General features: G+C 72.0%; 19 protein-coding genes. 13 read left to right on the top strand and 6 right to left on the bottom strand.

The annotated features are described in order from the left end of the window. Positions 1 to 6 precede the first annotated feature (6 nt). From ICC28_RS14195 to ICC28_RS14185, 3 genes are all read left to right on the top strand, one after another. Entirely contained in the window at positions 7 to 585 is a 579-nt protein-coding gene (locus ICC28_RS14195; RefSeq protein WP_188288889.1) for a GNAT family N-acetyltransferase, read from the top strand. Positions 586 to 804: 219 nt separating this feature from the next. After that, the gene (locus tag ICC28_RS14190; protein ID WP_223188823.1) at positions 805 to 1,032 is read left to right on the top strand and encodes a GNAT family N-acetyltransferase; all 228 of its coding nucleotides are present in this window, start codon (positions 805 to 807) and stop codon (positions 1,030 to 1,032) included. A 429-nt stretch (positions 1,033 to 1,461) separates the two neighbouring features. Continuing rightward, positions 1,462 to 2,229 carry a hypothetical protein gene (locus ICC28_RS14185; RefSeq protein WP_188288888.1) on the top strand — a complete coding sequence of 256 codons (768 nt, stop codon included), beginning with the start codon at positions 1,462 to 1,464 and terminating at the stop codon, positions 2,227 to 2,229. A gap of 375 nt (positions 2,230 to 2,604) precedes the next feature. Here the strand turns inward: ICC28_RS14185 and ICC28_RS14180 are convergent, their stop codons facing one another. Next, entirely contained in the window at positions 2,605 to 3,996 is a 1,392-nt protein-coding gene (locus ICC28_RS14180) for a glycoside hydrolase family 43 protein (RefSeq protein ID WP_188288887.1), read from the bottom strand. A 210-nt stretch (positions 3,997 to 4,206) separates the two neighbouring features. Here ICC28_RS14180 and ICC28_RS14175 point away from each other — a divergent pair, with 210 nt between their 5' ends. Both ICC28_RS14175 and ICC28_RS14170 read left to right on the top strand, forming a co-directional pair. Continuing rightward, a complete protein-coding gene (locus tag ICC28_RS14175; protein ID WP_188288886.1) occupies positions 4,207 to 5,649 on the top strand; it encodes an amidase in 1,443 nt (480 codons plus the stop codon). 194 nt (positions 5,650 to 5,843) lie between these two features. Next, on the top strand, positions 5,844 to 6,290 hold the full coding sequence (locus ICC28_RS14170; protein WP_188288885.1) for a type II toxin-antitoxin system PemK/MazF family toxin: 447 nt from the start codon (positions 5,844 to 5,846) through the stop codon (positions 6,288 to 6,290). A gap of 61 nt (positions 6,291 to 6,351) precedes the next feature. Here the strand turns inward: ICC28_RS14170 and ICC28_RS14165 are convergent, their stop codons facing one another. From ICC28_RS14165 to ICC28_RS14150, 4 genes are all read right to left on the bottom strand, one after another. Continuing rightward, a complete protein-coding gene (locus ICC28_RS14165; RefSeq protein ID WP_188288884.1) occupies positions 6,352 to 7,365 on the bottom strand; it encodes a PP2C family protein-serine/threonine phosphatase in 1,014 nt (337 codons plus the stop codon). A gap of 141 nt (positions 7,366 to 7,506) precedes the next feature. After that, the gene (locus ICC28_RS14160) at positions 7,507 to 8,193 is read right to left on the bottom strand and encodes a cation transporter (RefSeq protein WP_188288883.1); all 687 of its coding nucleotides are present in this window, start codon (positions 8,191 to 8,193) and stop codon (positions 7,507 to 7,509) included. Then, entirely contained in the window at positions 8,193 to 8,528 is a 336-nt protein-coding gene (locus ICC28_RS14155) for an ArsR/SmtB family transcription factor (RefSeq protein ID WP_188288882.1), read from the bottom strand. Before ICC28_RS14155 ends, ICC28_RS14160 begins: the two co-directional genes overlap by 1 nt. A 76-nt stretch (positions 8,529 to 8,604) precedes the next feature. Beyond that, a complete protein-coding gene (locus tag ICC28_RS14150; RefSeq protein ID WP_188288881.1) occupies positions 8,605 to 9,411 on the bottom strand; it encodes a TIGR02452 family protein in 807 nt (268 codons plus the stop codon). Positions 9,412 to 9,703: 292 nt separating this feature from the next. On the opposite strand from ICC28_RS14150, the gene egtA reads away from it, so the two are divergent. From egtA to ICC28_RS14125, 5 genes are all read left to right on the top strand, one after another. After that, positions 9,704 to 11,005, top strand: a complete 1,302-nt coding sequence (gene egtA, locus ICC28_RS14145; RefSeq protein WP_188288880.1) for an ergothioneine biosynthesis glutamate--cysteine ligase EgtA — start codon at positions 9,704 to 9,706, stop codon at positions 11,003 to 11,005. Further along, positions 11,002 to 12,306 (top strand): ergothioneine biosynthesis protein EgtB, encoded by a 1,305-nt coding sequence (egtB, locus tag ICC28_RS14140; RefSeq protein WP_188288879.1) that lies wholly within the window; start codon positions 11,002 to 11,004, stop codon positions 12,304 to 12,306. Before egtA ends, egtB begins: the two co-directional genes overlap by 4 nt. Next, complete coding sequence (gene egtC / locus ICC28_RS14135) at positions 12,306 to 13,085, top strand: ergothioneine biosynthesis protein EgtC (RefSeq protein WP_188288878.1); 780 nt, start codon at positions 12,306 to 12,308, stop codon at positions 13,083 to 13,085. Before egtB ends, egtC begins: the two co-directional genes overlap by 1 nt. Further along, positions 13,082 to 14,044: an L-histidine N(alpha)-methyltransferase gene (gene egtD / locus ICC28_RS14130; protein ID WP_188288877.1), complete on the top strand. Its 963-nt coding sequence runs from the start codon at positions 13,082 to 13,084 to the stop codon at positions 14,042 to 14,044. The genes egtC and egtD overlap by 4 nt, the downstream gene beginning before the upstream one ends. 130 nt (positions 14,045 to 14,174) lie before the next feature. Next, entirely contained in the window at positions 14,175 to 14,390 is a 216-nt protein-coding gene (locus ICC28_RS14125) for a dodecin (protein WP_188288876.1), read from the top strand. Between the two features lie 175 nt (positions 14,391 to 14,565). Here the strand turns inward: ICC28_RS14125 and ICC28_RS14120 are convergent, their stop codons facing one another. Next, positions 14,566 to 15,057, bottom strand: a complete 492-nt coding sequence (locus ICC28_RS14120) for an HAD family acid phosphatase (RefSeq protein ID WP_188288875.1) — start codon at positions 15,055 to 15,057, stop codon at positions 14,566 to 14,568. A 189-nt stretch (positions 15,058 to 15,246) separates the two neighbouring features. Between ICC28_RS14120 and ICC28_RS14115 the strand changes: the two genes are divergently transcribed. From ICC28_RS14115 to ICC28_RS14105, 3 genes are all read left to right on the top strand, one after another. Then, the gene (locus ICC28_RS14115) at positions 15,247 to 15,657 is read left to right on the top strand and encodes a (2Fe-2S) ferredoxin domain-containing protein (RefSeq protein WP_188288874.1); all 411 of its coding nucleotides are present in this window, start codon (positions 15,247 to 15,249) and stop codon (positions 15,655 to 15,657) included. A gap of 77 nt (positions 15,658 to 15,734) precedes the next feature. Next, complete coding sequence (rpmF, locus tag ICC28_RS14110) at positions 15,735 to 15,905, top strand: 50S ribosomal protein L32 (RefSeq protein ID WP_186283563.1); 171 nt, start codon at positions 15,735 to 15,737, stop codon at positions 15,903 to 15,905. 4 nt (positions 15,906 to 15,909) lie between these two features. Next, the gene (locus ICC28_RS14105; protein WP_188288873.1) at positions 15,910 to 17,079 is read left to right on the top strand and encodes a GTP-binding protein; all 1,170 of its coding nucleotides are present in this window, start codon (positions 15,910 to 15,912) and stop codon (positions 17,077 to 17,079) included. Positions 17,080 to 17,150 lie beyond the last annotated feature (71 nt).

Here is a 17,150-nt window from a genome sequence, read left to right as displayed (position 1 = left end):
GTCCGCATGACTCTGACCACCCCCGCACTCCACACCGACCGCCTGCGGCTGCGCGCCTTCGCCGACACGGACGCGGACACCCTCTACGCGCTGCACAGCAACACCTACGTGATGCGCTACTGGGACTCCCCGCCGTGGACCGAACGGGCCCGCGCCGACCGCTTCCTCGCGATGTGCCGGAAGATGGCGGACGAAGGCACCGGAGCGCGGGTGGCCATCGACCGCGCTTCCGACGGGGCCTTCGTCGGCTGGTGCGGGCTGACCGGCTGGAACCCGGACTACCGCAGCGCGTCGTTGGGCTATGTCCTCGACGAGGGGATGTGGGGCCACGGCTACGCGACGGAGGCCGCGCACGCCTTGCTGCAGTGGGCGTTCGACACCCTCGACCTGAACCGGGTTCAGGCCGAGACCGATACGCGCAACGTGGCATCCGCCCGAGTACTGGAGAAGATCGGGTTCGTGCGCGAAGGCACGTTGCGGGAAGACTGCGTGGTGAACGGCGAGGTGTCCGACTCCTGGGTGTTCGGACTGCTCAGGCGAGAGTGGCAACCGTCCCCGCCCGGTCTCGGCCAGAAACGGAACTGACCCCGCACTTCGGCTGCGTCGGCGGCTGCGCGGGCACGCGGCCCGGGTACGACGCCGACCACCTGACGCGCGCTCAGGGGGTCGGCGATCCGGTCGTCGGCAAGCGACGCCGCTTGGAGGTCGACGGCTCAGACCCGGGCGAACGCGCCGAGCGCCCCCGGGGGATGCGCGCTGACGCCGAGCACCCGTGCGTTCGTCGGCTCGTACTGGCTCGGCGGCATGGTGATCGATGGCACCGAGCAGGGCAAGGGGGTCGGGCGGGCGGCGGTGCGGACCCTCATGGAGTGGCTGGCCCGACGCGAGGACTGCCGGGAGCTTCGCCTGTCGTACCACCCGGACAACACCGTGGCCGCGAGGCTGTACGCCTCAGTGGGCTTCCAGCCGACGGCGATCTCCTCCGGTGACGAGGTCGTTGCCAGTCTGCCCGTCCTCGACGGCACAACCTGAACTCCCCGTTGCCGTAAGGAGATGTTCCGCGCCCCGGCCGGGGTCGGCCAGTGAGGCTCATAGCCGCGCCCGCGGAGGCCTCCGGTGCGGGGCGGGGTGACGCGGCGGACGTCCGCGAGGGCGTTGGCCACTCGGTCGCGCTCCGGGCCGCGTCGAGGTCATTCGAAGCGATTCGACGATTGTGTCCGCCGGTGAAAGAAGTGTGTCTTCCTGCGCAGAGTATTGCTGTTCAATTGCCCCCTCATTACTGTCCGCTGACGCAAGCGCTTCGACAGTTCGCCACCTGCGACGGCAGGTCCGGCACTGGAACGTGAGAGGACCGAGCACGTCCCGCAGTTCTCGAGCGCGTCACCCACCATCGCGAGTCGGCGCCGGAGCCCGGCACAAGACCGGGTCCGGAACAACTCGTAGCCGTCCTTGGAGGGACACATGAGAGGGCAAGCCCGTATATCCGTCAGCAGCAGGTCGGCCGGGGTCGGCCGGCTGACCCTGATCGTCGCCATGATCGCCGGGTTCCTGAGCTTCGCGGCTCCGGCGCAGGCCCAGGTGTACTCCACCTGCGAGCGATGGGGTCAGTACACCCAGGGCAGCTGGACTGTCTACAACAACATCTGGGGCGACAACCACGGCACGCAGTGCCTGTCCGTCGACAGCGTCAAGTCCTGGTACGTCGACGCCAACCACTCCGGCGGCGGGATCAAGTCGTACCCGAACACCTCGGTCCGGCCCCAGACACCGTTGTCGCAGTTGAACTCGGCGGGCTTCTGGTACAACACGTCGTCGGCTCCCGTCGCCGGTAGTGACCACTGGAACTGGACGAGCGACATCTGGTCGACCGGCAACCAGGACGAGATCATGGTCTTCACCAGCTGGTCCGGAACGGCAGCCGGCGGCTGGGGACGGCAGATCGCTTCCAACGTGACCATCGGCGGCATCCGGTACGCGTCGGTCTGGCAGGCCGATCCCGGCTGGAACGTCCTGCAGTTCATCCCCGCCCAGCAGAGCAACACCGGCACCATCGACGCCTCGGCGGTCTGGCGCTGGGCCACGTCGCAGAACCTGCTGCGCAACACCACCTTCGACACCATGCAGTTCGGCCTGGAGATCACCTCGACCAGCGGCGTGCAGAAGCGGTACTCGCTGAACGCCTACAGCGCCTGGTGGAGCAATACCTCCGGCGGCGGATCGAGCATCTAGGTGTGCTGTCCCGGGACGTTGGTGACAGGGCAGGGCTCGACCGGGGGCGGGAAACGGGACGCTCCCGGTCGGGCCGACCGCGCCTGCGTCGAGGTGGTGGAGGGGTGGTCCGCAGGATGCGTTGCAGGCGCCGGTCCCGGTGCGTGGCCCGCGTCCGTGCGGCCGCCCGCTCGCCATGGCCCCGCCCCCGTCCGTCAGTCGCTTGCTTGCGGCTGCAGGACGGGGTCGGTCCGGAAGCGGTCGCCGCCGTCACTGTTCTCGCAGACCGGCCCGAGGCATACCACCGGGGTGGTCACCCGCTTCCTCACCCCGTGACACCCGGCGGAGTGACGTGAACCCGAGTCGACGCCGCACCCCAGGTCAGCAGCCCCCGGCTCAGCCCCAGGCCCCCACCGGCACGAACGAGCTGTCCTGCCGGAAGAGATCCGTCCCGTTCGACCGCTCCACCCGCAGTTGGTACCCGTAGTGCCGCAGGTAGTACCCGGGATAGTTGTACGACTCGAACCGCAGCGAGCCGCTGGTCGCCCCGGCGCGGGCGATGAAGGTCGCGTCGCGGGCGAACGTCGACGTACCGGAGTTGGCGTCGAAGCGGGCGCGGAAGTCGTAGTGGCGCAGGTAGTTGCCGGAGGTGTCGCGGAAGGAGTACGCGTTCGAGTCCGCGAGGCCGGGGACGACCGCGAAGGTGGCTGCCTGCTTTTCGGCGGTCGTGCTGGAGGCGGTCACGACCGGGAGGTTGAGCAGGGCGGACTGCTGCTGCCAGTAGCGGGTGGGGTAGTTGGCGGACTGGAAGGAGCGGGTGGTGTTCCGCGCCAGGGACGGTCCGCCGGCGACCGTCTCCTTCACCACCGTGAAGTGGCGTGCCGTGCCGGAGATCCCCGGGAGCGGGGTGGGGGCCGACCAGGTGGCGAAGGTGTCGTAGCTGTCGCTGTAGTAGTAGGAACCGTCGCCGTAGCCGTCGAAGAACATGCGCCAGGCGCCGTTGTCGAGTTGTACGAGGGCCTGGCCTTCTCGGTAGCTGCCCCAGCCGGCCCAGTTGCCGGTGCGGGAGACGGTGTAGGGGCCGGTGAGGTTCGGCGCCGTGGCGTACTCGATGTACTTGGTGGTCTCGTTCTTGGTGAAGGCGTGGTAGGTGGAGCCGGTCCTCACGAGGAACGTGTCGATGCGGTTGGCGCCGAGACCGGGCAGGGCGACCGGGGAAGTCCAGCCGGTGAGGGCGGAGTTGGCGGCCCGCAGCAGATACGGCGTGAAGATCCACTCGTCGTTCCTCGTGGAGCAGGACACGATGACGTTGACGCTGCCGTCACTGTCGACGAAGAACTCCGGCGCCCAGGCACGGGAGAGGTTGGCGATGGGGACCGGATAGTCGTAGAGGAAGGTCCAGTTGACGCGGTCGGCGCTGCGCGCGAAGCCGATGGTGGTGCTCGGGTCCTGCCAGGTGTGTGTCGTGTAGGTGATGTAGTAGTAGCCGTCGGTGTGTCTGATGATGCTGGCGTCGCGGATGCGGTTGCTGGGCGGGGTGTAGGCGGAGGACTTCAGCAGCCGGAAGTCGGTGGCGTCGTCGGACTGGTAGACGTTCACGGTGCCGTCGGTGCTGTTGAGGAAGGGCACGATGGTGTAGCGGGTGGCGGAGCCGCTCGGCGGCGCGGCGGCGAGGGCCGTGCCGAGCAGGCCGGGGGTTTCGGCCAGCACGAGCGCCGAGGCGGGCAGGGCGGCCAGGGCACGCAGCAGGGTGCGGCGCGCGGGCGTGGCGGGGGGTTGTGCGGTCATGGGCGGCTCTCCCTCTGACTCCGAGTTGTGCGACATGTCGAACAAGGTTCGGCAAGTCGGTCAGACCGTAGGGGTGAGTCAGGTACGCGTCAATGGTTTGCGCAGGAGGTGGGCGCGGGCGGTGGCACGCGGGCCAACTCCCCGGCTCTGGCCGGGCGTTCGCGCAGAGGTTACTGTTCAGTAGACAACGCCGTCCCGGAGGTGTCCCGTATGACGCTCGACCGTGCCGCAGGTCTTGCGGAGTCCGCCCGTGCGCTGGCCGCCGGGGAAGTGACCTCCCGGGCGCTCGTCGAGCAGGCGCTGGCCCGGATCGAGGCGACGCAGGGCACCCTCAACGCGTTTCGGATCGTGCGCGCCGAGGCGGCGCTCGCCGAGGCGGACGCGGCGGACCGGGAACTGGCGTCCGGGACCCGCACACCGCTGCTCGGCGTGCCTGTGGCCGTCAAGGACGACATGGACGTGGCGGGTGAGCCCACCGCGTTCGGCTGCCCCGGGGAGTTCCCGCCGGTCGCCGAGGACGGCGAGGCGGTACGACGGCTGCGGGCCGCCGGGGCCGTGATCGTCGGCAAGACCAACACCTGCGAACTCGGCCAGTGGCCCTTCACCGAAGGGCCCGCCTTCGGCTCGACGCGCAATCCGTGGAGCACCGAGCACACCCCGGGCGGCTCCTCCGGCGGTTCGGCCGCCGCCGTCGCCGCCGGTCTGGTGCCCGCCGCCCTCGGTTCGGACGGCGCCGGTTCGGTGCGGATCCCGGCCTCCTGGACCCATCTGGTCGGCATCAAGCCGCAGCGCGGCCGCGTCTCGACCTGGCCGCGCGGCGAGTCCTTCCAGGGCATCACGGTCAACGGCCCCCTGGCCCGTACGGTCGCCGACGCGGCGCTGCTGCTGGACGCGGCGAGCGGCAACCACGAGCGCGACCCGCACCGCCCGCCGGCCGTCGACGCCTCGGCGGCGGTGGGCCGCGACCCCGGCCGACTGCGGATCGCGCTCTCCCTGAAGCCGCCGTTCACCGCCGTGCCCGCCCGGCTCCGGCCGGAGGTTCGGGAGCGGGTCGTCCAACTGGCCGAGCAGCTCAGCGCGTTGGGCCATCACGTCGAGGAGGCCGATCCGCCGTACGGCCAGATCGGGCTCACCTTCGTGCCGCGCGCGACGGTCGGCGTCGCGGAGTGGGTCAGCGACGCCCCCTTCCCCGCGCTGCTCGACCGGCGCACCCTGGACGCCGCCCGGCTGGGCCGGCTGCTCGGCGGGGCACCGCTGCGTGCGGCGCGTCGGGCGGAGGCGGCCTTGCACCGCCGTATCGGCGCCATGTTCGAGTCGTACGACGTGGTCCTCGCGCCCACCACGGCCGCTCCCCCGCCGCGCATCGGCGCGATGCTCGGCCTCGGCGGGCTGGCCACCGACCGTGCGATGATCGCCGCCTGCCCCTTCGCCTGGCCGTGGAACGTGCTGGGCTGGCCCGGGGTCAACGTCCCCGCCGGCTTCGTTCACGGCGGACTGCCCGTCGGCGCCCAGCTGTTGGGCCCGGCCCACAGCGAGCCTCTTCTGATCTCGCTGGCCGCGCAGTTGGAGGCGGAGCTGCGCTGGCACGAGGCTTGGCCGCCGGTGCAGTACGCGGCGGCACAGGCCGACGACGCCACACCCGGCCTGCGTTGACCGGCCGACGACTTCACGCCCGACTGCCCCTCACCGGCCGACAACAGCACGCCCGGCTGCCATTCACCGGCTGACAACACCACACCCGGCTGCCACCGATCGGCCGAACAACACCACACCGACCGCCCCTCACCAGCCGAACAACACCCTGCCCGACCACCGCTCACCGGCGCGCACGCTCTACCGTGACCTTCGTGACTGCGTCTACCGAAGAGAACGTCCCCGGCCGCTTCGGCCCCACCGCCACCGCCGAGGCCGACCCGCGCAAGGTCGGCCGGGCGCGCACCGAGTACTCCCCCGCCCACGACGGCGACCCGGACCCGGGCGAGATCGTCTGGACGTGGGTGCCCTTCGAGGAGAACGACGGCCGCGGCAAGGACCGTCCCGTCCTGGTCGTGGCCCGCGAGGCAGCCGGCACCTTCCTCGCCGTACAGCTGTCCAGCAAGCGCCACGACAGCGACCGCGACTGGGTGCCGATCGGCAGCGGGCCGTGGGACCGGTCGGGGCGCGACTCCTGGGTGGATGTGGACCGCGTGCTGCGCCTGCACGAGCAGGGCATGCGGCGCGAGGCGTGCGCGCTGGACCGGATGCGGTTCAACTCCGTCGTGCACCGGCTGCGGTTGCGGTACGGCTGGACATGACGGCCGGAGCCGACGGGGGGCGGGGCACGTGCACACCGAGGCGCGGCCGGAACCGCCCCGCCTACGGGTCCGGCTGGCAGAGGATCATGGACACGTCGTCGCTGTGGCGGCCGCCCGTGTGGCTGTCCATCCGCTTGAAGAGGTCGTCGAGGACGCCGTCGAGCACCGGTGCGTGCGGAAGGGTCCGCAGCTCGTGCTCCAGATCGAGCATGGTGCCCTCGGCGTCGCGGGCCTCCGCCAGCCCGTCGGTGTAGAAGAGCATCCGCTCACCGGGGGCGAGCCGCACCTTCTCCTCCCGGTAGTCGCCGTGCAGCCCCAGCGGCAGCGCCGGTTCCACGTCGATCAGGCGGGCGCCCCTCTCACCCAGGACAGCCGGCGGATGGTGCCCGCAGTTCACGATCGTCACCTGGCCGTCGGGGGCGAACTCGGCGATCGTGGCGGTGACGAAGTCCTCCGCGCCCAGTTCCTCCGACACTGCGGCGGCGACCGCACCGGTGACCGACAGCAGGCTGCGCTGGGCGTAGGCCGCGTTGCGGAAGTGCCGCAGGGTCGCCGCGGCCGTGCCCATGGCGCTGAGCCCGCTGCCCCGCACATCGGCGATGAGCACGCGGACGCCGTACGCGCTGGAGACCGCGTCCAGCACATCGCCGCCGAGCACCAGATCGCGAGCCGCGCAACGGTAGCGGGTGGCGACCAGGAGATACCCCACCCGGGGAGGCAGCGGCGTCAGCAGGGCCTGCTGCGCGGTTCTCGCGACCGTGGCCAGCGTGCGCTCGCGAGCGGCGCGCATGTGCGCGATGCAGACGGCCATGCACACGCCGATGCCGAGCGTCAGCACCCGGACGGAGGTGTTGAACGTGCCCAACGTGCCCTGCACTTGGCTCATCGCGACGAACAGGAGGAGCGCGTACCCGCCCACGACCAGCGTGCAGCGCTTCTCCACATGGACGCAGGCGAGGACCGGCCCCAGAACCAGGAGCCCGGAGAGCACGACCCGCTCCCCCAGAGCCATGTCCACGGCAGCGATCCCGCTCGTCAGGAACAGCGAGGCCAGGCAGCGTCGGAGGGATGTCATCTCGGAACTTCCCGTCTGGTGCGGACGGGCCCACCATGCCAGGCGCACCGGACACGGAGTTCAGGAATCCGTCAGCCATGCGCAAAGCGCCAACTCCTGAGCGCCCGCCGACCGTTCCCGCCCACTCGGGGCGCGGGTACGTCAGCCGCAGCAGCCGCACGTATCGGGCTCGGCGCTCCGCACCGGAGCCGTGGCGCAGCAGCTCTCGCCCCGCCATGCGTCACGCCCCTCCTTCACCGCTACGGCCGCGATGACGAGGGCGGCGACCGGGTCCGCCCAGGACCAGCCGAGGCCGGCGTTGAGGAGCAGGCCGGCCAGCAGGACCGCGGACAAGTACGTGCACAGCAGGGTCTGTCGGGAGTCGGCGACCGCGCTCGCGGAGCCGAGTTCGCGGCCTGCCCTGCGCTGGGCGGCGGACAGGAACGGCATCACGGCCAGGGAGAGCGCGGCGAGGACGATGCCGGGGGCGGAGGGACGCGCCTCCGAGGTGCCGGTCAGGGCACGGGCGGCGTCGAAGCACACGTAGGCGGCGAGCGCGAAGAACGAGACGGCGATGATCCGCAGCGCGGTCCTCTCGCGGGCCTCGCGCACCCGGTGCTCGCGTGCGGAGAACTGCCAGGCGACCGCGGCGGCCGAGGAGACCTCGACGAGGGAGTCCAGGCCGAAGCCGACCAGGGCGGCGGAGGAGGCGAGGGTGCCGGCGGTGATCGCGACGGCCGCCTCGACGAGGTTGTAGGTGATGGTCGCGGCGACCAGCAGCCGTATCCGGCGGGCGAGCGCGTCACGGCGGGCCGGGCTCGGGCCGAGGCCGAGGGGCGTCACGGTCATCAGCAGCACCCCTGCTCGTCGGCCTCGGCACAGGTGCGGTCCGTCTCGACGGCCAGCACGGCGGCGCGCAGGTCGTCCAGCGCGTGGCCGAGGCGGGCGTCGGCGAGCTCGTAGCGGGTGCGGCGGCCGTCGGGCACGGTGACCACGAGTCCGCAGTCGCGCAGGCAGGCGAGGTGGTTCGAGAGCCGGGTGCGGGAGACGCCGAGGGCGTCGGCGAGGTCCGCGGGGTAGACGGGGGCTTCACGCAGAGCGAGCAGGATGCGGCAGCGGATCGGGTCGGCGAGCGCACGGCCGAAGCGGGCCAGCACTTCGATGTCGGGGGCGACTGTCAGCACACCGCGACAGTACAGGAAATCCTGAATTCAGGGAATCATGGATCGTGGATCGTGGATCGTGGATCGTGGGTCGGACTCAGGCGAAGGCCTCCTCGAAGGCCGCGCGGGTCGCCGCCCCCGGCGTACGGTCCAGGACGCCGAACACGACGTGCTCGAAGACCCCGGCGAACCGCCCCCCGTCCGCGAGCAGCTCCCGGAACGCCCCCGCCACCACCACCGGATCGTTCTGGAACACGCCGCATCCCCACGCGCCCAGCACCAGGCGCCGGTAGCGGTGCACCGCAGCCGTCTCCAGCACCCGCTCCGCGCGGGCCGCCAGCGCCCGCGGGATGTCCGCGGCGCGCTCGGGCGCCGTACGCCGGATCACGCCCGCGTTCGGGGCGGCGGCGGTCAGGAAGCCGGCCAGGCAGGGCTCGTCCAGCAGGCCGCCGCGGTCGTCACGGAAGACCGGCACGGCGGGCGAGTGGATGACCCGGTCGGTGTAGAACGGGTCGCGGTGCGCGCGGTGGTGCTCGTAGAACGCGCGGACCTCGATCAGGCAGGTGTAGAGCGCGGAGGCGCGGCACAGGGCCTCCTCCTGCGCCTGCGCGCCGTTGAGGTAGCCGCCGCCGGGATTGCGGGCGGAGGCGAAGTTCAGTACGGCCGTGCCGGCGCCGAGCCGGCGCGCGGCCTCCAGGCTGCTCTCGCCCGTGACCTCGAAGAACGTGTCCGTTCGGGGCACCGACGGCACCGGGACCGGGTCGGGTCCGTGCATCCGAGTGTCGCGCCGGGCGGCCTCGACCGCCGCGGCGATCGACACCTCGCGGCCGTCGGGGGCGCGGTATCCCCCGGCCGCCACGATCCGTTCCGTCTGCTGTGCGATCCCGCGCAGGCGCGCACTCATGGCGCCACCCCCGTGGGCGCCACGAACGCACGCCGGACGCGCTCCCCCGTCGTGCTCATGCGGGAATCCTCGGCGATGCCCGAGTCGGGGTGCAACAGAGTTTTTTCCGACCCCGGAAACGATCGGAAAAGTTCCAGGAAACGACCGGAAAGCAATGCTTACCGGTCCCGAACGTCCCGGTAGGCACCCTTGTGCCGAGCGTCGCAAGCGTCTTGGGTGGGACGAGTCATTGCCGGTTCGGACCCATCGGACCCGGACCGGTGGCATGGTGGAATCTCAGGAGGATCCCGACATGTCCGATACGGCAAGCGACTGTACGCGGTCGCGCACCGCCATCACCGAAGCCGAGGTGGAGGCGCTCGTCCGCGGCATCTGTTTCAAGACCGGACCGCCCCGCACCGTCGGGGTCGAAGTGGAATGGCTCGTCCACGAGCTGCGCCGTCCGCAGCTCCCCGTACCGCCCGAACGACTCGAAGCGGCCTACGCCGCACTGCGTACCGTGCCTCTGAGGTCGGCGCTCACCGTCGAACCCGGCGGTCAGCTGGAGCTCAGCTCCCCTCCCGCCGCCTCCCTGATGGAGTGCATCGGTACCGTCTCCGCCGACCTCGACGCCGTCCGCGCCCGCCTGCGCGAGCACGGTCTCGGCCTCGTCGGCATCGGCCACGACCCCTGGCACGAACCCCGCCGCTATCTGCGCCAGCCGCGGTACGACGCCATGGAGAGGTGCCTGGACCGCAGAGGTCCGGCCGGCCGCGCCATGATGTGCACCTCCGCCTCCGTCCAGGTGTGCCTGGACGCCGGCCAGGAGGAACCCGGCCCGCTGGGCCACGTCCGCCGCTGGTGGCTGGCCCACCAGCTCGGCGCGGTCCTCGTGGCGGCCTTCGCCAACTCCCCCCTCGCCGGGAACGAGCCCACCGGCTGGCTCTCCACCCGGCAGCTGCTGTGGACGGAGATCGGCGCGGACCGGGCGGGCGCGCCCCCGCTGGACGACGACCCGCGCGCCGCCTGGGCCCGGCACGTCCTGGACGCGCCGGTGATGTGCGTACGGCAGGACAGCGGCCCGTGGGAGGTCCCGGAGGGGCTCACCTTCCGCGAGTGGACCCGGTCGGCGATGCCGCGGCCCCCGACCCGGGAGGACCTCGACTACCACCTGACCACCCTGTTCCCGCCGGTCAGACCGCGCGGCCACCTCGAACTGCGCATGATCGACGCCCAGCCGGGCGAGGACGGGTGGCTGGTGCCGCTCGCCGTGACGACGGCGCTGTTCGACGACCCCGCGGCCGCCGAGACCGCCTACCGCGCCGTGAAACCGCTCGCCGAACGGGCGTTGCCGCGCCCGGCGCCGCACAACGCGCTGTGGATGGACGCGGCCCGGTACGGCCCGGCCGACCCCGAGCTGCACGAGGCGGCCGTCACCTGCTTCGCGGCGGCGCTGGAGGCGCTGCCCCGGCTCGGTGCCACCACCGAGGTCACGGACGCCGTCGCGGCCTACCGGGACCGCTATGTCACCCGGGGCCGCTGCCCCGCCGACGACCTGCTGGACGGGCTCCACGGCTCGGACCGCCGCCCGCACGGGAAGGACCTGCACGCATGACCGACACCGAGTCGCTCCGGAAACGGGCCCTGACCACCCTGATCACCGCCCGCGAGCGCACCACGCTGCTCACCAGCTGCGTGGAGGACCCCGACCTGACCGCGCAGCACTCCCCGCTGATGTCACCGCTGGTCTGGGACCTGGCGCACATCGGCAACCAGGAGGAGCAGTGGCTGCTGCGGGCCGTCGCCGGCCGGGAGGCGATGCGCCCCGAGATCGACAGCCTCTACGACGCCTTCGAGCATCCGCGCTCCGAACGGCCCACGCTGCCGCTGCTGCCGCCCGCCGAGGCACGGCAGTACGCCGCCGAGGTGCGCGGACGGGTCCTGGACCTGTTGGAGAGCACCGCCTTCCACGGGAGCCGGCTCACCGAGGCGGGCTTCGCCTTCGGGATGATCGCGCAGCACGAACAGCAGCACGACGAAACGATGCTGATCACCCATCAGCTCCGCAGGGGCCCGCAGGCCCTGACCGCCCCGGACCCGGAACCGGCGCCGCTGTTCACCGGCCCGTCCGAAGTCCTGGTCCCCGGCGGCCCGTTCACCATGGGCACCTCGGACGAGCCGTGGGCGCTGGACAACGAACGCCCGGCGCACCGGCGCGAGGTGGCCCCCTTCTTCATCGACACCACCCCGGTGTCGAACGGCGCCTACCAGGCGTTCATCGAGGACGGCGGCTACGAAGACGAGCGCTGGTGGGCCCCGGCGGGCTGGGGGCACATCCGGCAGCACTCCATCCACGCGCCGCTGTTCTGGCACCGGGACGGCAAGCAGTGGCTGCGCCGCCGCTTCGGCGTCACCGAGGTCGTCCCGCCCGAGGAGCCGGTGCTGCACGTGAGCTGGTACGAGGCCGATGCCTACGCCCGCTGGGCGGGGCGCCGGCTGCCCACCGAGGCGGAGTGGGAGAAGGCCGCCCGGCACGACCCGGCCGGCGACCGCTCGACGCGCTACCCGTGGGGCGACGCCGATCCGGAGGCCGAGCACGCCAACCTCGGCCAGCGGCATCTGCGCCCGGCCCCGGTCGGCAGCTACCCGGAGGGTGAATCACCGCTCGGGGTACGGCAGTTGATCGGCGATGTGTGGGAGTGGACGGCGAGCGACTTCCTGCCCTACCCCGGGTTCCGGGCGTTTCCGTACAAGGAGTACTCGGAGGTGTTCTTCGGCCCCGAGTACAAGGTGCTGCGCGGCGGTTCGTTCGCCGTGGACGCAGTGGCCTGCCGGGGCACGTTCCGCAACTGGGACTATCCGATCCGGCGGCAGATCTTCTCCGGGTTCCGCACGGCACGTTCGGGGGCCGTCTGATGTGCCGTCACCTCGCCCGCCTGGGCCCCGAGGAGCCGCTCGGCAGACACCTCGTGGAGCCCCCGCACAGCCTGTACCGCCAATCCTGGGCGCCGCGACGGCAGCGGTACGGGACCGTCAACGCCGACGGCTTCGGCGTCGGTTGGTACGCGCCCGGGGATCCGGTGCCGGCCCGCTACCGCCGGGCCGGGCCGATCTGGGCGGACCTGTCCTTCGCCGACCTGGCGCGGGTGGTGCGGTCGACCGCGCTGCTGGCCGCGGTGCGCGACGCCACCCTGTCCGGTGCGGACGCCGAGGCGGCCGCGGCGCCGTTCGCCGCGGGCCCGTGGCTGTTCAGCCACAACGGCGCCGTCAAGGGCTGGCCCGGCTCCTTGGCGCCGCTCACCGGGTCACTGCCCGCCGAGGACCTGCTGTCGATGGAGGCCCGCAACGACTCGGCGCTGGTGTGGGCCCTGGTCCTGGCCCGGCTGCGGGCCGGGGACGAGGAGGGGCAGGCGCTGGCCGACACGGTCGCGGACGTGGCCGCGGCGGCCCCGGGCTCGCGGCTCAACCTGCTCCTCACCAACGGCGACACCATCACCGCCACCGCCTGGGGCGACACCCTCTTCTACCTCTCGACCCCCGGCCGCGGCACGGTCGTCGCCTCGGAGCCGTACGACGACGATCCGCACTGGCAGGAGGTCCCCGACCGCACGCTCCTCGCGGCGAGCCGCACCGACGTGCTGCTCACGCCGCTCAAGGACCCGACGCCCGCACCTCTGAAGGAGCCCCGCACGTGAGTCCGTTCCTTCTCACCCGCACCCTGCCCGAGGACGCCACGGAGGCCGCCCTGCGCGCCGATGTCCTCAACGGCCTGACCCGCACCCCCAAGACGCTGCCGCCGAAGTGGTTCTACGACGCCCATGGCAGCGAACTGTTCGAGCAGATCACCGAGTTGCCCGAGTACTACCCGACCCGCGCCGAGCGGGAGATCCTCATCGCCCGCGCCGGCGAGATCGCCGCGGCGACGGGCGCCCGCACCCTGGTCGAACTGGGCTCCGGCTCCTCGGAGAAGACCCGGTACCTGATCGACGCCCTGACCGAGCTGCACACGTACGTGCCCGTCGACGTCAGCGAGAGCGCCCTGAGCCAGGCCGGGCACGCCCTCATCGCGTCGCGGCCCGGCCTGGACGTGCACGCGCTGATCGCCGACTTCACCGGCCCGCTCACCCTGCCGGACACGCCGGGCCCCCGGCTGGTGGCGTTCCTCGGCGGCACGATCGGCAACCTGCTGCCCGCGGAGCGGGCCGCCTTCCTCAGCGGGGTCCGCGCCCTGCTCGCCCCGGGTGACGCCCTGCTCCTCGGCACGGACCTGGTCAAGGACGAGAAGGTGCTGGTCAGGGCCTACGACGACGCGGCCGGGGTGACGGCGGCGTTCAACAAGAACGTCCTGACCGTCGTCAACCGTGAGCTCGGCGCCGACTTCGATCCGGCAGCCTTCGACCACGTCGCCCTGTGGGACGCCGACAACGAGTGGATCGAGATGCGGCTGCGGGCCCGCTCGGCCCAGACGGTGAAGGTGCCCGCACTGGACCTCGCGGTCGACTTCGCGGTGGGCGAGGAGCTGCACACCGAGATCTCGGCGAAGTTCCGCCAGGAGGGCGTGCGCGGCGAGCTGCACTCCGCCGGGCTTGAGTTGACGCACTGGTGGACGGACTCCGAGGGCCGGTTCGCGCTGTCGCTGAGCGTCGCGCGGTGACCGGACGCCCCCTGCCGTCTCGCGCTCCACCACGGAGTGGGGCACGGTGGATGCAGGCGCGATACGTCCGATACATCCGGCACATCCGAAACGTCTGGCACCGCCGTCACGGCGGAGAGGAGCACCCGCAATGTCGAACCACACCTACCGCGTAACGGAAATCGTCGGCACCTCCCCCGAGGGCGTCGACCAAGCCGTCCGCAACGGCATCGCCCGCGCCTCCCAAACCCTCCGCAATCTCGACTGGTTCGAGGTCACCCAGGTACGCGGCCAGATCGAGAACGGCCAGGTGGCCCACTGGCAGGTCGGTCTCAAGCTCGGCTTCCGCCTGGAGGAGGCGGAGTAGGGCGGGGGGCGCGGTCGAGCGCGGCCGGCGGTAACGGCGGCGCGTGGCGGCTTGCCCCTCGCGGCATGTGACGCTCACTCGCCGCCCGACCCCGGCTGGTGTTCACCGCAGTGCTCTACGACGGCAGCGGGGTGCCCGCATCCGTGGGGCGCTGGTTCACCTGAACTAGCGGGGCTCAGGTCCGCCCCTCCCGCTCCTGTGCCACCTTCAGCTCCGCGGAGGGGGCGGTCCAGCGTGCCCGTACGACCGGGAATCCCGCGCGTTCGGCGTCCTCGCAGACCAGTTCGTCGTCGTCGACGAGCACGCGGATCTCACGGGTGCGGGCGAGGCGGCGCAGGGTCTCCAGTTTGGTGCGGCGGGCGGGCCTGCGGTCGTCGTTGCGGCGCATGTGGACGTGGCCGTCGGGGAGTCCGTGCGCGGCGAGCCAGGCCAGGGTGTCGCGTCGGCAGCGCTCGGGGCGCCCGGTCAGATAGACCACTTCGCAGTCCTCGGCGCGCTCCAGCGCCAGGGCGACCCCTTCGGGGATCGGCGGGTCCGCGGGAGCCGCCGCGAAGAAGGCGTCCCAGTCTCGCGGCCGGGACTCCAGGAACCGCTGCCGGTGGGCGGTGTCGGCGAGGGTGTTGTCGAGGTCGAACACGGCGAGCGGGCGCTTGGTGCTGTCGGTCACACCGCCCACCCTAAGCGGATCCCGCACCCCGGCAACCTCCCGGCCGCGCGCGGCCACTTGCAGGTGACGGCGCAGGTGAACGCGGACGGGAGGCCCTCATGCGCAACACGGCGATCTGGAGCAGTCGAAGGCGGCGTCCGCCCCTCCCCCGCCCGTCGCGCCGATCACCGTAGGCCTCATGCTTCTGTCATGCCTTCGACGCCTCGCGCAACCCGCACCTCCCCGACCGGTTCCGCCTGTTCCCTCGTCGTGTGCCGGGGCTGCTGCTGCGGCAACTCCCGCAAGCACCCCGGAATCGACCACGAGGGGCAGTTGGAGGTGCTGCGCGCCGCCGCGGCCGAGCACGGCGTCCGGATCCGTACGACCGACTGCCTGGGCCCCTGCGACCAGGCCAACGTGATCGTCGTGGGCCCCTCGGCGGCGGGGCGGCGGGCCGGCGGGCGGCCCACCTGGATCGGGTTCGCCACGGACGACGCGAGCACCGAGGAGGTCGTGCGGTGGGTGGCCGCGGGCGGGCCCGGTCTGGCGGAACCACCGCTCGCGCTGGAGCTGCAGTTCATCGATCCGCCGAAGGACGCCCGGGTGCGCTCCCGCCGCTGAGGCCCCCGTACGTCAATTGTTAATGGGTTCCATTTTCATGTAGCGTCCTCGGTGTTCACCCACCGAGGAGGTACGCCATGGCCGTCCCCAAGCGGAAGATGTCCCGCAGCAACACCCGCCACCGCCGAGCGCAGTGGAAGGCCGCCACCCCCACCCTGGTCCCGGTCACCGTCGACGGCGTCCAGCACCTCGTCCCGCAGCGCCTGGTCAAGGCCTACGAGCGCGGGCTGCTGCGCCCCGAGGACTGAGCGGATGTCCGACGACCGCCGGCTGCCCGTCACCGTGCTCTCCGGATTCCTCGGGGCGGGCAAGACCACCCTGCTCAACCATGTCCTCGGCAACCGCGAGGGCCTGCGCGTGGCCGTGATCGTCAACGACATGAGCGAGGTCAACATCGACGCCACGCTCGTGCGCGGCGGCGAGGCGGCCCTGTCGCGGACCGAGGAACGCCTGGTCGAGATGACCAACGGCTGCATCTGCTGCACCCTGCGGGACGACCTGCTGGAGGAGGTCGACCGGCTGGCCCGCGAGGGCCGCTTCGACCACCTCCTCATCGAGTCCTCGGGCATCTCCGAGCCGATGCCGGTGGCCGCCACCTTCGCCTTCGCCCGCGACGACGGCGCCACCCTCGACGACCTGGCCCGCCTGGACACCATGGTCACGGTCGTGGACGCGGCCAACTTCCTGCCCGAGCTCCAGCGCGGCGACGAACTCGCCGAGCGCGGCCTCGCCCCGTACGAGGACGACGAGCGCACGGTCAGCGATCTGCTCGTCGACCAGATCGAGTTCGCCGACGTCATCGTGCTCAACAAGCTCGACCTGGTCGACGACGAGTCCGCGGCCCGGCTGCGGGCGGCTCTCGACCGCCTGAACCCCGCCGCGCGGATCGTCCCCGCCGTGCACGGCCGGGTGGACCTCCACCAGGTCCTGGACACCGGCCTGTTCGACCTGGAGCGGGCCCAGCAGGCACCCGGCTGGGTGCGGGAACTCAACGGCGACCACGTCCCCGAGACGGAGGAGTACGGCGTCTCCTCCACCGTCTTCCGCTCCGAACTCCCCTTCCACCCCGACCGGTTGTGGACGTTCGTGACCGAGGAACTCGACGGCGGGGGCCACGGCCGCATCCTGCGCTCCAAGGGCTTCTTCACCCTGGCCAGCCGCCCGCACGTGACGGGGCTGTGGTCCCAGGCCGGCACGGTCGCCCGATTCGAGCCGTCGACGGCCCGGGACGACGAGGCGCCGTTCGCGCAGGAACTGGTCTTCATCGGGACGCAGTTGAACGCCGACTCCCTCCAAGCGGCCCTGACCGACTGTCTCGTGCGCCCCGGGGAGGCGGTCCCGCGCATCGATTCCTTCCCCGCCTGGGATACCTACGGCATCGACGAGGCGTGCGACCATGAGCACGCCGTGGCCGGGGCCTGAGCGCCCCGGCCCCAGGACGGCGGGCACCGCTCGCACCGGATGCCCGCCGCCGTCGTACGCCCGACCCCGGA

It is taken from the genome of Streptomyces sp. TRM68416 (assembly GCF_014596915.1).
Classification (GTDB): domain Bacteria; phylum Actinomycetota; class Actinomycetes; order Streptomycetales; family Streptomycetaceae; genus Streptomyces.
Note: the sequence above shows the minus strand (reverse complement) of the source record. Positions and strands in the feature narration are given on the sequence as shown.